The sequence below is a fragment of the Pseudomonas sp. UBA4617 genome (assembly GCF_002386445.1).
GTDB lineage: Bacteria > Pseudomonadota > Gammaproteobacteria > Pseudomonadales > Pseudomonadaceae > Aquipseudomonas.
This window is the reverse complement of the sequence record NZ_DGIR01000021.1, coordinates 64,230-77,783: the sequence shown is the minus strand read 5'-3', so window position 1 is coordinate 77,783 and position 13,554 is coordinate 64,230. Positions and strand designations below refer to the sequence as shown.

At 62.8% G+C, this 13,554-nt stretch carries 14 protein-coding genes and 1 tRNA gene; 8 read left to right on the top strand and 7 right to left on the bottom strand.

Going from position 1 to position 13,554, the window contains the following annotated elements:
* Nucleotides 1-64: 64 nt before the first annotated feature.
* The 5 genes from B4L76_RS08190 to B4L76_RS08170 form a co-directional block, all read right to left on the bottom strand.
* Nucleotides 65-958, bottom strand: coding sequence for a bestrophin family protein (locus B4L76_RS08190; protein ID WP_296231737.1), 894 nt, complete (start codon nt 956-958; stop codon nt 65-67).
* Between the two features lie 122 nt (nt 959-1,080).
* Entirely contained in the window at nt 1,081-1,569 is a 489-nt protein-coding gene (locus B4L76_RS08185) for a GNAT family N-acetyltransferase (protein WP_296231736.1), read from the bottom strand.
* Between the two features lie 135 nt (nt 1,570-1,704).
* Nucleotides 1,705-2,607 carry a transporter substrate-binding domain-containing protein gene (locus B4L76_RS08180; RefSeq protein ID WP_296231735.1) on the bottom strand — a complete coding sequence of 301 codons (903 nt, stop codon included), beginning with the start codon at nt 2,605-2,607 and terminating at the stop codon, nt 1,705-1,707.
* Nucleotides 2,608-2,633: 26 nt separating this feature from the next.
* Complete coding sequence (locus tag B4L76_RS08175; RefSeq protein ID WP_296231734.1) at nt 2,634-2,984, bottom strand: RidA family protein; 351 nt, start codon at nt 2,982-2,984, stop codon at nt 2,634-2,636.
* A 26-nt stretch (nt 2,985-3,010) separates the two neighbouring features.
* Nucleotides 3,011-4,252 (bottom strand): D-amino acid dehydrogenase, encoded by a 1,242-nt coding sequence (locus B4L76_RS08170; RefSeq protein WP_296231733.1) that lies wholly within the window; start codon nt 4,250-4,252, stop codon nt 3,011-3,013.
* Between the two features lie 107 nt (nt 4,253-4,359).
* On the opposite strand from B4L76_RS08170, the gene B4L76_RS08165 reads away from it, so the two are divergent.
* Nucleotides 4,360-5,268 (top strand): LysR family transcriptional regulator, encoded by a 909-nt coding sequence (locus B4L76_RS08165; protein ID WP_296231732.1) that lies wholly within the window; start codon nt 4,360-4,362, stop codon nt 5,266-5,268.
* Between the two features lie 88 nt (nt 5,269-5,356).
* On the opposite strand, the gene B4L76_RS08160 is transcribed toward B4L76_RS08165, so the two are convergent.
* Nucleotides 5,357-5,441: transfer RNA gene (locus B4L76_RS08160), tRNA-Leu, on the bottom strand.
* 107 nt (nt 5,442-5,548) lie between these two features.
* Here B4L76_RS08160 and queA point away from each other — a divergent pair.
* From queA to B4L76_RS08130, 6 genes are all read left to right on the top strand, one after another.
* On the top strand, nt 5,549-6,598 hold the full coding sequence (gene queA / locus B4L76_RS08155) for a tRNA preQ1(34) S-adenosylmethionine ribosyltransferase-isomerase QueA (RefSeq protein WP_296231731.1): 1,050 nt from the start codon (nt 5,549-5,551) through the stop codon (nt 6,596-6,598).
* A 14-nt stretch (nt 6,599-6,612) separates the two neighbouring features.
* The gene (gene tgt, locus B4L76_RS08150) at nt 6,613-7,728 is read left to right on the top strand and encodes a tRNA guanosine(34) transglycosylase Tgt (protein WP_161959640.1); all 1,116 of its coding nucleotides are present in this window, start codon (nt 6,613-6,615) and stop codon (nt 7,726-7,728) included.
* A gap of 42 nt (nt 7,729-7,770) precedes the next feature.
* The gene (yajC, locus tag B4L76_RS08145) at nt 7,771-8,106 is read left to right on the top strand and encodes a preprotein translocase subunit YajC (protein ID WP_085623861.1); all 336 of its coding nucleotides are present in this window, start codon (nt 7,771-7,773) and stop codon (nt 8,104-8,106) included.
* A 65-nt stretch (nt 8,107-8,171) separates the two neighbouring features.
* Entirely contained in the window at nt 8,172-10,034 is a 1,863-nt protein-coding gene (secD, locus tag B4L76_RS08140; protein WP_296231730.1) for a protein translocase subunit SecD, read from the top strand.
* Nucleotides 10,035-10,044: 10 nt separating this feature from the next.
* Nucleotides 10,045-10,953, top strand: a complete 909-nt coding sequence (gene secF, locus B4L76_RS08135) for a protein translocase subunit SecF (RefSeq protein ID WP_296231729.1) — start codon at nt 10,045-10,047, stop codon at nt 10,951-10,953.
* A 118-nt stretch (nt 10,954-11,071) separates the two neighbouring features.
* Nucleotides 11,072-11,614, top strand: a complete 543-nt coding sequence (locus B4L76_RS08130) for a glycine zipper 2TM domain-containing protein (protein WP_296231728.1) — start codon at nt 11,072-11,074, stop codon at nt 11,612-11,614.
* 214 nt (nt 11,615-11,828) lie between these two features.
* Here the strand turns inward: B4L76_RS08130 and suhB are convergent, their stop codons facing one another.
* Complete coding sequence (suhB, locus tag B4L76_RS08125; RefSeq protein WP_296231727.1) at nt 11,829-12,647, bottom strand: inositol-phosphate phosphatase; 819 nt, start codon at nt 12,645-12,647, stop codon at nt 11,829-11,831.
* Nucleotides 12,648-12,798: 151 nt separating this feature from the next.
* Here suhB and trmJ point away from each other — a divergent pair, with 151 nt between their 5' ends.
* On the top strand, nt 12,799-13,554 hold the full coding sequence (gene trmJ / locus B4L76_RS08120; protein WP_296231725.1) for a tRNA (cytosine(32)/uridine(32)-2'-O)-methyltransferase TrmJ: 756 nt from the start codon (nt 12,799-12,801) through the stop codon (nt 13,552-13,554).

Sequence of the window (13,554 nt, the reverse complement as noted above, 5' to 3'; positions counted from 1 at the left end):
TGCAAGGATCAGGCAAGGTTTTTTGGATCCCGAGCAAGACAGATGCGTGTCTGGTATCAATCATTCAGGCACCCACCGCTTCGGCGCATTGCGCTTCCCGCTGCATCGACTCCAGGTTGCGTTCGATCGTCTCGCAGATGCTGTCCATCTGGATCTGGTGCTCACTGAAGCGGAACGGGCTCTGCAGGTCCGTGCCGATCCGCTCGATCGCCAGCAGCATGAACCCCACCACCGTGGACGCCAGTGGCGTGAACCAACCCAGCGACTCCACCAGGCCCACCGGCACGATCAGGCAGAACAGGGTAATGAACAGCCGCGGGAAATACACATAGGGGTAGGGGAGCGGGGTGTTGGCGATCCGTTCCATGCCCCCCTGGGCGTTGGACAGGTCTACCAGCGTCGACTCCAGCCGCGCCAGACGGATGCTGTCCAGCCTGCCGGCCTGGTATTCTCGCGCCAGCAGGGCCGCCGAGCCGCTGAGGATGTCGTTGGCGAAGTTGTTCGAGCGGTTGCGCCGTTCGAACTCTGCGGGCGGGATGAAGGCCATCAGCTCATCCGGGCAGCTCTCGCCCTTCAGGTGCGCCGCCAGGCAGTTCACATAGGCGATATGCCGGCGCAGCAGGCTGGCCTTGACTGGGTTGAGCGCGCCATCCGGGTCGTCGATCAAGGTCAGGGTCTGCCGGGCGAAGCTGCGCGAATTGTTGACCAGCGCCCCCCACAACGTGCGAGCCTCCCACCAGCGGTTGTAGGCGCTGCTGTTGCGAAAACTGACCAGCACTACCAACGCAGAACCCAGCAAGGTCAGCGGGATCAGCGGCAGGGTGAACTTGCTGTTGAAGAACAGCATGAAGTCGATGGTGACCAGCACATCCCAGATCAGCAGCCAGAACAGCGACCAGCCGATATAACCGATGGTCTTCACGGCCAGACGGTACTTGCGGACGATGATCTCTTTCACGCGGGGTACCTCGAAAATGGGCAGATGCAGGATCCGACGTCGAGGCAGGGCGAAGGTTCGGTGGGTGATTGTTGCAAGGGATTTTTGATTATACGGTCCAGCCCCAACGCGGCCTCGCTGGCTCAGCCGGGCTGAATCAACACCTGTTTCATCTGCACCAACGCCACTCGCGACCCCTCCCACGCCTGCCGCTCCTCGATGCCGAACGGTACGAAGCCCAGCTGTGGATAGAGCAACAGGCCCGCAGTGTTGTGGTTGAAGCACGACACCCACACCTCCCGTGCTGCGAACTGTTGACGAGCCAGTTCGAGCATGGCTGTCACCAGGTACTGCGCTACGCCCTGGCCGCGCGCGGTGGGGGCCACGACCACGTTGCCCAGGGCGCACACGCCGCCGTGTTCGGCCTTGTAGAAGTTGGCGAAGGCCAGCACCGTGCCGTTGCCTTCCACCACCGTGGAGCCGCTGCGTTGGGCGATGGCATCGCTCAATTGCGCAGGGGTCAGGGGATAGGTGGCTTTGGGGAACATATAGAACAGTTCGGCCGGGCTTTGCGGGAAGCTGCAGATTGCGGGGATGTCGTCGGGCCGTACCGGGCGGTGGGTCAGGGGCATGGCGAGTCCTTGTGTGCTGGCTGATCGGAAGTCGCTACTGCGGCGCTGACGCTTCGCAATAGCGACCTGTGGCAGTGACACACGTTGTTCACTGCCGCTCTCGGATGTTCACCGAGGGTGGACGCCGGGCTGCAGCTATTGCACCGGATCGCTTACCGGCTTGGCAAAGATGGCCTTGAGTTCGCTGGTCATCGGGAATTCGAGGTTCAAGCCTTTAGGCGGAATCGGCTGCTGGAACCAGCGTTGGTAGATCCCGTTGATTTCGCCTGAGCTATACAGCTCGCCTAGCGATGCATTCACCAGGGCGAGGAACTGCGGGTCATCCTTGCGCACCATGCAGCTGTAGATTTCCCGCGACTGCTCTTCTCCGACTACCACCCAGTTGTGCGGGTCGCGCGCCTTGGCGCGTTCGCCGTAGAGCAGCGCATCGTCCATGTAGAACGCCGCCGCCCGTCCGGACTGCAACATCTGGAAGGCTTCGCCATGGTCCTTGGCGCTGATCACGTACATGTCCATCTTGTGATCGATGTTGTAGCTTTTCAGGTAGCGCTCGTTGGTGGTGCCGGCGGTGGTCACCACATTCTTGCCACGCAAGTCGGCGAAGCGCTTGATCCCGCTGTCCTTGGCCGTCAGCAACTGGCCTTTGACATAAATGAACCCGTAGGAAAACGCCACCTGCTTCTGTCGCTCTGCGGTGACGCCGGTCGAACCGCACTCAAGGTCGACGGTACCGTTCTGCACCAGCGGAATACGGGTTTGCGATGTCACCAGGTTGTACTTCACCTTGAGCTGGGGCATTGCCAGCTTCTGCTGCACCCGCTCGACGATCTTGCTCGCCAGGTCTACCGAATAGCCCATCGGTTGGCCCGAGTGATCGCCCACGTAGGAAAATGGCACTGACGCATCGCGATAGCCCAGGGTAATGCTGTTGGCTTTGGCGATCTTGCTCAGGGTAGGCCCCAGCGCTGCTTCGTCAGCATGGGCCTGGGTGCCCAGCAACAGGGCGAGGGTACAGCCGATCAACGTGATTTTTTGCATTGTTGTTCTCCGTTGTGGGTAAGGGGTCAGCGACGTGCCGCAATCACGGATATTTCCACCAGCACCTGCGGGCGCGCCAGTTCGGCCTGCAAAGTGGTGCGGCTGGGCGCCTGGCCAGGTGACAGCCAGGCAGACCAGACGTCATTCATCGCATCGAAATCCCTGCCGATGTCCTTCAGGTAAATGGTCGCGCTGAGCAAATGGTCTTTGTCGCTGCCTGCCTCGGCCAGCAGTGCGTCGATTTTTTCCAGTACCTGGCGAGTCTGGCCAGCGGCATCGGTGGCGTCACCCGGCACCTGGCCGGAAAGAAACACCAGGTTGCCGTAGGTCACGGCGGCGGACAGGCGTGGATTGGGCTGGATGCGGTCAATGGTCATAGGGTAGTCCTTCAAGGGGTAGGGGATCACGCCGCACGGGGTGTGAAACCCTGCAGGTCAATGGAGGGGCGGCGTTGGCCGATCAGTTCACTCAGCAGGCGAGCACTGGCGCAGGCCAGGGTAAAGCCCAGCGCACCATGACCAAGGTTCAGCCACAGGTTGCGATACGCCGTTGCGCCCAGCAGCGGCACGCCGCTAGGTGTGGCCGGACGCATACCGGCCCATTCGACGGCGTAGTCATAATTACCGGCGTTGGCGAAGGTCTCGCGGGCCTGGCGTTTGAGCAGGGCCAGGCGCTTGGGGTCTAGCGACGGGTCGAAACCGACGATGTCGACCATCGCCGCCACCCGCAACTGCTCGCCGATCCGCGCGTAGACGATCTTGCGGTCGTAATCGGTGATGCTCAGGTCCGGCGCCCGGTGCTCGGCGCCGATCGGGACTGTCAGGCTATAACCCTTGAGCGGATACAGCGGCAGGTCGACACCCGGCAGTGCCAGCAACGCACTGCGATGGCCGGCGGCGACCACCAGTTGCTCGACCGGCAGCACTTCATCGCCCAGTTCGACCGCATTGACCACGCCATGCGCATGGCGGATGCCGGACACGGCCTGGCCCAGGCGGAACTGGCAACGTCCCGACGCCTGCAGGCGCGCCGCCAGTTGCTGGCAGAAAGCATGGCAGTCACCTACCTCTTCATCCGGGGTATAGATGGCGCCGACAAAGGGGGCTTCTGCCAGCGCCGGGTCCAGGCGGGCGCAGTCGGCGTGCGACAACACCTGTTGCTGCTGGGGCGCGGCCAGGCTTTTGCGTGCATGTTCGAAGCTGCCGGCCTGGCGGAAGGTGACCAGCTTGCCGTTGCGCCGCCAGTGGAACCCCTCCAGGCCATCCTCCTCACGCCAGGCTTGCAAGGTCGACTGGCTCAACAGCGCCAGGCGCAACAGATGGCCTGCGTTGGCGCGATTGACCGAGGCGCGGCAAGCCCCGAGGAACGAGGCCATCCAGCGCCACTGTGCCGGGTCGAAGCGCGGGCGCAGCCTGAGCGGGGAGTCGCCGCGCAGCATCCAGCCAATGGCCTGCAATGGCACGCCGGCGTCGGCCAGCGGCGCCACGTAGCGATAGGACAGTTGGCCGCCGTTGGCGAAGCTGGTTTCGCTGCCCAACGTATCGCGCGCCTCGATCAGCGTCACGTCGAAGCCGTCGCGAACCAGTGCGTAAGCGGTTGCCAGGCCAATGACGCCACCGCCGATGATGCATACCTGCCGAGCCATGTCAGTCCTTGGTCGTTATTGGAACGAGCCTGAGGTTATGGCCAGGTGACAGGTGGCGGAAAATGAATAAAGATCGCTGAGCCATAAACAAAGGTTATGGACTGACCATGCGCCTTCGCCATATCGAGATTTTCCAGGCCATCCGCCAGACCGGCTCGGTCAGCGGTGCTGCGCAGTTGCTGCACGTTTCCCAGCCTGCCGTGACCAAGGTGCTGCAGCACGCCGAGCAGCAACTGGGTTTCCCACTGTTTTTGCGGGTGCGTGGCAAACTGCAGCCGACCCCCGAAGCGCTGGAACTGGAGCGTGAAGTGGACAAGGTCACGGAGAGCCTGCAAGGGGTGCGCCGCCTGGCACAAAGCCTGCGTCGCGAGCCGGGCCACAGCCTGCGCATCGGTGCCACACCGGCACTGGCCCTGTCACTGTTGCCGCCGGCCATTCATGAGTGGATCCAGCGTTATCCGGACATCGCCTGTGAGCTGTCCAGCGCCCACAGCCGCGAACTGGTGCAGAACCTACTGATGCGCGAGATCGATGTCGCCCTGACCCTGCAACAGCCCGATCACCCGGCGCTGAAGGCCCAGGCGCTGGCCAGCGGGGTGCTGGTGGCGTTGGCGCCGGCAGGTTATTGGCCGCTGGAAGAGGAAGGCAAGCCGCTGCCGTTGACGGCCTTGGCCGGTGCGCCCTTGATCGGGCTGTCCAGCGCCGACCCGCTGTCGGCCCGCCTCGACAGCTACCTCAAGGCAGTCGAGCCGCCGCCCCGGGTGAGCATCGCGGTGCAGACCTATTCGCTGGCCAGGGCGATGGTCGAATCCGGCGCCGGGCTGGCGGTCATCGACCCCTTCACCGCGCTTGGCGCAGCGCCTGGGGCGACCACGATTCGTCCGCTGGCCCCGGCATTGCCGATCACCTTGTATGCCGTGACCCGCGCTGCCGAACCCTCACCGCATACCTTGAGCGAGTTGTTGACCATCTTCAGCAGGCGTGCCCAGGGGCAGCTGGACCGTTGGGCTGATTGAAAACGGTTCGGGCAGGCACAAAAAAACCGGCTCAGTGGCCGGTTTCTCTGGTGTTCCGGGTCTGGAGGGACCGCTTGGAACGATGTGATGGTGCCCCGAGGGAGACTCGAACTCCCACTCCTTTCGAAAACGGATTTTGAATCCGCCGCGTCTACCAATTCCGCCATCAGGGCTTGTGGCGCGCAGTATAGAGAGGCTCCGCTGGTCGGTCAATCGGCTTTCATGGTCAATTTTCACACATTGGGCTAAACTTCCCGGCCCTGCCGAACCGAACATCATCATGCGCGTCGCCGATTTTTCCTTCGAACTCCCTGATTCCCTGATCGCCCGCCACCCGTTGGCCGAGCGCCATGGCAGCCGTCTGCTGGTGCTCGATGGGCCAACCGGTGCGCTGGCGCACCGGCAATTCCCCGACCTGCTCGAATACCTGCGCCCGGGCGACCTGGTGGTGTTCAACAACACCCGGGTGATCCCGGCGCGCCTGTTCGGCCAGAAGGCTTCCGGCGGCAAGCTGGAAGTGTTGGTCGAGCGCGTGCTCGACAGCCACCGGGTGCTGGCCCATGTGCGTGCCAGCAAGGCGCCGAAAGAAGGCGCGGTGATCCTCATTGATGGCGGTGGCGAGGCGGAAATGGTCGCGCGCCACGACACGCTGTTCGAGCTGCGCTTCAGCGAAGAGGTGCTGCCGTTGCTCGACCGCGTCGGCCACATGCCGCTACCGCCCTATATCGACCGCCCGGACGAGGGCGCCGACCGCGAGCGCTACCAGACCGTGTACGCCGAGCGCGCCGGCGCGGTCGCCGCGCCCACGGCGGGCCTGCACTTCGACGAGGCGCTGCTGGAGAAGATCGCCGCCAAGGGCGTCGAGCGCGCCTTCGTCACCCTGCACGTGGGCGCTGGCACCTTCCAGCCGGTGCGGGTCGACAAGATCGAAGACCACCACATGCATAAAGAGTGGCTTGAAGTGAGCCAGGATGTGGTGGATGCCATCGACGCCTGCCGCGCCCGTGGCGGTCGCGTAATCGCGGTCGGCACCACCAGCGTGCGTTCGCTGGAAAGCGCGGCGCGCGACGGCGTGCTCAAGGCCTTCAGCGGCGATACCGACATCTTCATCTACCCGGGCCGGCCGTTCCATGTGGTCGACGCCCTGGTCACCAACTTCCACTTGCCGGAGTCCACGCTGCTGATGCTGGTCTCGGCCTTTGCCGGCTACCCCGAGACCATGGCCGCCTATGCGGCGGCGGTGGCGCAGGGGTACCGCTTCTTCAGTTACGGTGATGCCATGTTCATCACCCGCAATCCGGCGCCACGCGGGCCCGAGGATCAAGCATGAGTCGCACCTGTCGAATGTCCTTCGAACTGCTGGCCACCGACGGCAAGGCCCGTCGTGGCCGCATCACCTTCCCACGTGGCACCGTGGAGACCCCGGCTTTCATGCCGGTCGGCACCTATGGCACGGTCAAGGGCATGCTGCCGCGCGATATCGAGGCCATCGGCGCCGAGATGATCCTGGGCAACACCTTCCACCTGTGGCTGCGTCCGGGCACCGAGGTGATCAAGAAGCACAACGGCCTGCACGACTTCATGCAGTGGAAAGGCCCGATCCTCACCGACTCCGGGGGCTTCCAGGTGTTCAGCCTGGGCGCCATGCGCAAGATCAAGGAGGAGGGCGTGACCTTCGCCTCGCCGGTCGATGGCGCCAAGGTATTCATGGGCCCGGAAGAGTCGATGCAGGTGCAGCGCGACCTGGGCTCGGATGTGGTGATGATCTTCGACGAGTGCACCCCTTACCCGGCCGAGCATGATGTGGCGCGCGCTTCCATGGAGCTGTCGCTGCGCTGGGCCCAGCGCTCGAAGAATGCCCATGCCGACAACACCGCGGCGCTGTTCGGTATCGTCCAGGGCGGCATGTACCAGGACCTGCGCATGCGCTCGCTGGAAGGCCTGGAAAACATCGGTTTCGACGGCCTGGCCATCGGTGGCCTGTCGGTCGGCGAACCCAAGCACGAAATGATCAAGGTGCTGGATTACCTGCCGGGCCAGATGCCGGCTGACAAACCTCGTTACCTTATGGGGGTAGGCAAACCGGAGGATCTCGTTGAGGGTGTGCGCCGCGGCGTCGACATGTTCGACTGCGTGATGCCCACGCGTAACGCGCGCAACGGTCATCTGTTCGTCGATACCGGGGTAATCAAGATCCGCAACGCGTTCCATCGCCACGATGATTCGCCGCTGGATCCGACCTGTGACTGCTATACCTGCAGCAACTTCTCCCGCGCCTATCTCCACCACCTGGACAAGTGCGGCGAAATGCTGAGTAGCATGCTGAATACCATCCACAACTTGCGCCATTACCAGCGCTTGATGGCCGGTTTACGCGAGGCTATTCAACAGGGTAAATTGGCCGCCTTTGTCGACGCCTTCTACGCCAAGCGCGGGCTTCCCGTACCGCCCTTGGACTGACTGTCCGCATCCATTATTAGAACATTACATTAGGAGTGCCCAATGAGCTTCTTGATCCCCGCCGCATACGCGGACGCCGCAGCACCCGCCGCCGGCCCAGCCGGTACCGGCTTCGAGTGGATTTTCCTGGTCGGTTTCCTGGTCATCTTCTACCTGATGATCTGGCGCCCGCAGGCCAAGCGTGCCAAAGAGCAGAAGAACCTGCTGAGCAACTTGCAGAAAGGTGACGAAGTTGTCACCAACGGCGGCATCGCCGGCAAGATCGTCAAGGTTTCCGATGATTTCGTGGTCCTGGAAGTTTCCGACAGCGTCGAGCTGAAGTTCCAGAAGGGTGCCATTGCGGCCACCCTGCCAAAAGGTACGCTCAAGGCTATCTGAGTTACCGGTTTCATATTTTCCAGTCGGGGCGCGCAAAGCGCCCCGCGTCTTGAACGGGCGGCGTGATGCTGAACAAATACCCTCTGTGGAAATACGCACTGATCGTGCTGGTACTGGCGATCGGTTTTATTTATTCCGCTCCCAACCTCTACCCGGATGATCCGGCGGTACAGATCAGTGGTGCCAGCTCGGCGCTGCACGTGAGCCAGGCCGACCTCGACCGCGTCAGCAAGGCGCTGGTCGATGCCAAGATCGCCGTCAAGGGCGCGAGCCTGGGTGAAAAGGGCAGCGGGCTGATCCGCCTGACCAATCAGGAAGATCAGCTGCCAGCCAAGGATGTCGTGCGCAAGGCACTCGGCGATGACTATGTCGTGGCGCTGAACCTGGCCCAGACGACCCCGCAATGGCTGCGCAACCTGGGCGCCAGCCCGATGAAGCTGGGCCTGGACCTGTCCGGTGGTGTGCACTTCCTGCTGGAAGTGGACATGGACAAGGCCATGAGCGCGCGCATGAAAGTCTACGAAGGCGAGGTCAAGACCTTGCTGCGCAAAGAGCGCGTCCGCTACCGCAGCCTGCCTCAGCAGGATGGCGGCATCATGCTGGGCTTCGCCGACGATGCCACCCGCGAGCAGGCGCGTGCCCTGATTCGCAAGAATTTCAATGATTTCGACCTGACCACCACCGAGCGCAACGAGCTCGCCGTGCTGCGTCTGGCGCTGACCCAGGCGAAAGTCGCCGAGATCCGCGAATACTCGATCAAGCAGAACCTCACTACCGTGCGCAACCGGGTCAACGAGCTGGGCGTGGCCGAGCCGCTGGTACAGCGCCAGGGCGCCAACCGCATCGTGGTAGAGCTGCCAGGCGTGCAGGACACTGCCGAAGCCAAGCGCATCCTCGGCAAGACCGCCAACCTGGAGTTCCGCTTCGGTGCCGAACCGGGTGCCTCCAGGGCCACTACCGAAGTGTTCGAGTTCCGTGAAGGCGGGCGTTCCGCCGCGGTCGAGCGCGGCCTGATCATCACCGGTGACCAGGTTACCGACGCCCAGGCCAGTTTCGACGAGCACGGCCGCCCGCAGGTGAACATCCGCCTTGATGGCCACGGTGGCGAGCTCATGAGCCGTGCTACCCGCAGCAATGTCGGCCGCAGCATGGCGGTGATTTTCATCGAGCAGAAGCCGGTCACCCGCTACGTCAAGCAGACCGTCGATGGCGTCGAGAAGGACGTTGCCGTCCAGAGCTTCCAGGAAGAAAAGAAGATCATCAGCCTGGCGACCATCCAGTCGCCGCTGGGCAGCCAGTTCCGCATCACCGGCCTGAACGGCCAGGGCGAATCGTCCGAACTGGCCCTGCTGCTGCGTGCCGGTGGCCTGGCCGCTCCGATGTACTTCGCTGAAGAGCGTACCATCGGTCCAAGCCTGGGTGCCGATAACATCACCAAGGGCATCGATGCGTCGCTGTGGGGCATGCTGTTCGTCTCGCTGTTCATCATCGCCATCTACCGCGGCTTCGGTGTGATCGCCACCGTCGCCCTGGCGGGCAACATGGTCCTGCTGCTGGCGCTGATGTCGCTGCTGGGCGCCACCCTGACCCTGCCCGGTATCGCCGGTATCGTGCTGACCATGGGGATGGCGGTGGACGCCAACGTGCTGATCTTCTCGCGTATCCGCGAAGAGCTGAAAGCTGGCATGTCGGTACAACGCGCCATCCATGAAGGCTTCAACCGCGCCTACACCGCGATCATCGACGCCAACCTGACCAGCCTGCTGGTCGGTGGCATCCTGTTCGCCATGGGTACCGGCCCGGTCAAGGGCTTTGCGGTCACCATGTCCCTCGGGATTTTCACCTCGATGTTCACCGCCGTCATGGTGACTCGCGCAATGGTCAACCTGACCTGCGGCGGGCGTGACATCAAGAAGCTGTGGGTTTGAGGGAGCTGCGATGAAAACCATCAATTTCATGGGCGTGCGCAATGTCGCGTTCGCCATCACCGTGCTCCTCACCGTGCTGGCGCTGTTCAGCTGGTGGCAGAAGGGCCTGAACTTCGGCCTCGACTTCACCGGTGGTACGCTGATCGAGCTGACCTACGAGCGACCCGCCGATCTCCAGGCGGTGCGTAGCGAGCTGGTCAGCTCCGGCTTCCACGAGGCGGTGGTGCAAAGCTTCGGCGCCACCACCGACCTGTTGGTGCGCATGCCGGGCGATGACCCGCAGTTGGGCAACAAAGTGGCCGAAGCCTTGCAGAAGGCCGGCGGCGACAACCCTGCCACGGTCAAGCGGGTCGAGTTCGTCGGCCCGCAAGTGGGTGAAGAGCTGCGCGACCAGGGTGGCATGGGCATGCTCCTGGCCCTGGGCGGCATCCTCATCTACCTGGCCTTCCGCTTCCAGTGGAAGTTCGCCGTGGGCGCGATTGTCTCGTTGATCCACGACGTGGTGGTGACCCTGGGTATCCTGTCGTTCTTCCAGATCACCTTCGACCTGACCGTGCTGGCTGCGGTGCTGGCGATCATCGGTTACTCGTTGAACGACACCATCGTCGTGTTCGACCGGGTGCGCGAGAACTTCCGCGTCATGCGCAAGGCCTCGCTGATCGAGAACATCAACGTTTCCACCACGCAGACCCTGCTGCGTACCATCGCCACCTCGGTTTCGACCTTGCTGGCCATCGCCGCATTGCTGTTCTTCGGTGGTGACAACCTGTTCGGCTTCTCGCTGGCACTGTTCATCGGTGTCATGGCCGGTACCTATTCGTCGATCTACATCGCCAACGTGGTGCTGATCTGGCTGAACCTGAGCAGTGAGGACCTGATCCCGCCGGCCAAGAGCGACGGTGTGGACGACCGTCCATAAGGCATGCTGCATGCCGCCTGGCGGCCCGAAAGGCGCAAGTACTGAACTTGCGCCTTTTTTTTTACTCCAAGGCTGGGAGAAGGCGGGTCGGACCCGCCGGTATGATCAGGAGGTTCATGTGAACAAATCAATGCTGGTAGGTGCGGTACTGGGTGCTGTCGGTGTGACTGCCGGAGGTGCTGTCGCGACCTACAGCTTGGTCAACAAGGGGCCTGAATATGCCCAGGTCACCGACGTGCAACCGATCAAACAACAGGTTAAAACCCCGCGTGAGGTCTGCAAGGACGTCACCGTGACGCGTCAGGCGCCAGTCAAGGACCAGCACCAGATCGCCGGTACTGTGGTAGGCGCCCTTGCCGGCGGTCTGTTGGGTAACCAGATCGGCGGTGGTACTGGCAAGAAGATTGCCACTGTGGCCGGTGCGGTCGGTGGCGGTTATGCCGGTAACAAGGTGCAGGAAGGCATGCAGGAGCGTGATACCTACACCACTACGCAAACCCGCTGCAACACGGTCAATGACATCAGCGAGAAGGTGGTGGGCTACAACGTCAAGTACACCATCGGCGACCAGGTAGGCCAGGTGAAGATGGATCACGAACCCGGTTCGACCATTCCCGTGGACAAGAATGGCAAGCTGATCCTCAGCGAAGCCGCGCAGTAAGGCGCATGCGGCCTGTTCTAGATGTGGGGGGCGGCCTTGCGTCGCGAAAGGGGCGCGTGGCGGCCCCGGGGGCTGTGAACCATTAGAGATCGTCGGGGCTGCTTTGCAGCCCTTTCGCGGCGCAAGGCCGCTCCCACAAGAAGCAGATTGCGCATGGCTTCGACAGGCAAAAAAAGCACCCCGAGGGGTGCTTTTTTTTGCCTGCAATCCGCGCTTAGCGCTTCATGCTCTCTGGCAGGTGCGGCTGGATGGCAGTCAGCACCGCCTTGAAGCACTTGATGTTGCCAGCAACGATATGGCCTTTCTCGAGGAAGTCATGGCTACCGTTGAAATCGCTGACCAGGCCGCCCGCTTCCTGGATCAGCAGCACGCCGGCTGCCATGTCCCATTCGGACAGGCCCGATTCCCAGAAGGCATCGAAACGGCCTGCAGCCACGTAGGCCAGGTCCAGGCTGGCGGAGCCGGCGCGGCGGATGCCGGCAGTCTGGCCAGTCAGTGCGCGGAACATGCCCAGGTAGTTGTCCAGCTCGGCCATCTGGCTGTCACGGAACGGGAAGCCGGTGCCCAGCAGGGCGCCTTCCAGGCTGGTGCGCGAGCTGACGCGCAGGCGACGGCCATTGAGCTGGGCGCCACGGCCACGGCTGGCGGTGAATTCTTCCTGGCGAACCGGGTCGACGATCACGGCGTGCTCAAGGCGGCCACGGTATTTGCAGGCGATGCTGACCGCGAAGTGCGGGATGCCACGCAGGAAGTTGGTGGTGCCGTCCAGTGGGTCGATGACCCACAGGTAGTCCTTGCCTTCTTCGCCGCTGCCCGCGTGCAGGCCGGTTTCCTCGCCCTGGATGGAGTGGTTCGGGTAGGCCTTGCGCAGGGCGTTGACGATGCTTTGCTCGGCGGCGCGATCGACTTCGGAAACGTAGTCCTTGGCCTCTTTCTCATCGACCTTGATGCTATCCAGGCGTTCGATGGAGCGGAAAATCAGTTCACTGGCGCTGCGAGCGGCGCGCAGGGCGATATTCAGCATAGGCTGCATGGGCGGGTCACCTGGAGATGTTAAAGAAGAAAGCCGATCATTCTAGCAGAAATCTTTGGCGGCAGAAGTGTGACATTTGCTTTCGTGGCGTTACGTCTGTCGGTTCTGTAAGATCGAAAGCCCTGATTCCTGCATCTGTGAGCACGACACCTTGCTGCAAAATATTCGTGTTGTTCTGGTCAATACCAGCCACCCCGGCAACATCGGCGGCGCTGCGCGTGCCATGAAAAACATGGGCTTGTCGCGTCTGGTGCTGGTGCAGCCGAAAGAATTTCCCGCCGTGGATGCAAGCGCCCGAGCCTCGGGGGCCGACGATGTGCTGGACAACGCCCAGGTGGTCGACAGCCTGGAGCAGGCGCTGGTCGGCTGCAACCTGGTGATGGGCACCAGCGCCCGCGAACGGAGCATTCCCTGGCCGCTGATCGGCCCGCGTGAATGCGGGGCCAAGGCGGTGGAACATGCCAATGGTGGCGAGGAGATCGCCCTGGTGTTCGGGCGCGAGCACGCCGGCCTCACCAACGAAGAACTGCAGCGATGTCACTTCCACGTGCACATTCCCTCCAACCCCGACTTCAGCTCGCTGAACCTGGCTGCCGCCGTCCAGGTGCTCGCCTACGAGGTGCGCATGGCCTGGCTGGCGGCCGGTGAGGTAGCGGGCAAGGTCGACAAGGTTGACGCCAGCGAACTGGCGACCATGGACGAAATGGAGCTGTTCTACGACCACCTGGAGAAGACCCTGGTCGGTATCGGCTTCCTCGACCCCGAGAAGCCCAAGCACCTGATGCCGCGCCTGCGCCGGCTGTACGGGCGGGTCGCGGTCGAGCGTTCGGAAATGAGCATTTTGCGCGGCATCCTCACCGAGACCCAGAAGGTGGTTCGGGGCGAGCCGCATAAACGGAAGGACTGA

Bases quoted from the DNA above. Each gene is read 5' to 3' on its own strand.
- B4L76_RS08185 (WP_296231736.1), bottom strand. From the start codon at position 1,569: ATGCCCCTGACCCACCGCCCGGTACGGCCCGACGACATCCCCGCAATC.
- suhB (WP_296231727.1), bottom strand. From the start codon at position 12,647: ATGCAGCCTATGCTGAATATCGCCCTGCGCGCCGCTCGCAGCGCCAGT.
- secD (WP_296231730.1), top strand. From the start codon at position 8,172: ATGCTGAACAAATACCCTCTGTGGAAATACGCACTGATCGTGCTGGTA.
- B4L76_RS08170 (WP_296231733.1), bottom strand. From the start codon at position 4,252: ATGGCTCGGCAGGTATGCATCATCGGCGGTGGCGTCATTGGCCTGGCA.
- B4L76_RS08180 (WP_296231735.1), bottom strand. From the start codon at position 2,607: ATGCAAAAAATCACGTTGATCGGCTGTACCCTCGCCCTGTTGCTGGGC.
- queA (WP_296231731.1), top strand. From the start codon at position 5,549: ATGCGCGTCGCCGATTTTTCCTTCGAACTCCCTGATTCCCTGATCGCC.
- secF (WP_296231729.1), top strand. From the start codon at position 10,045: ATGAAAACCATCAATTTCATGGGCGTGCGCAATGTCGCGTTCGCCATC.
- yajC (WP_085623861.1), top strand. From the start codon at position 7,771: ATGAGCTTCTTGATCCCCGCCGCATACGCGGACGCCGCAGCACCCGCC.
- B4L76_RS08165 (WP_296231732.1), top strand. From the start codon at position 4,360: ATGCGCCTTCGCCATATCGAGATTTTCCAGGCCATCCGCCAGACCGGC.
- tgt (WP_161959640.1), top strand. From the start codon at position 6,613: ATGTCCTTCGAACTGCTGGCCACCGACGGCAAGGCCCGTCGTGGCCGC.
- B4L76_RS08175 (WP_296231734.1), bottom strand. From the start codon at position 2,984: ATGACCATTGACCGCATCCAGCCCAATCCACGCCTGTCCGCCGCCGTG.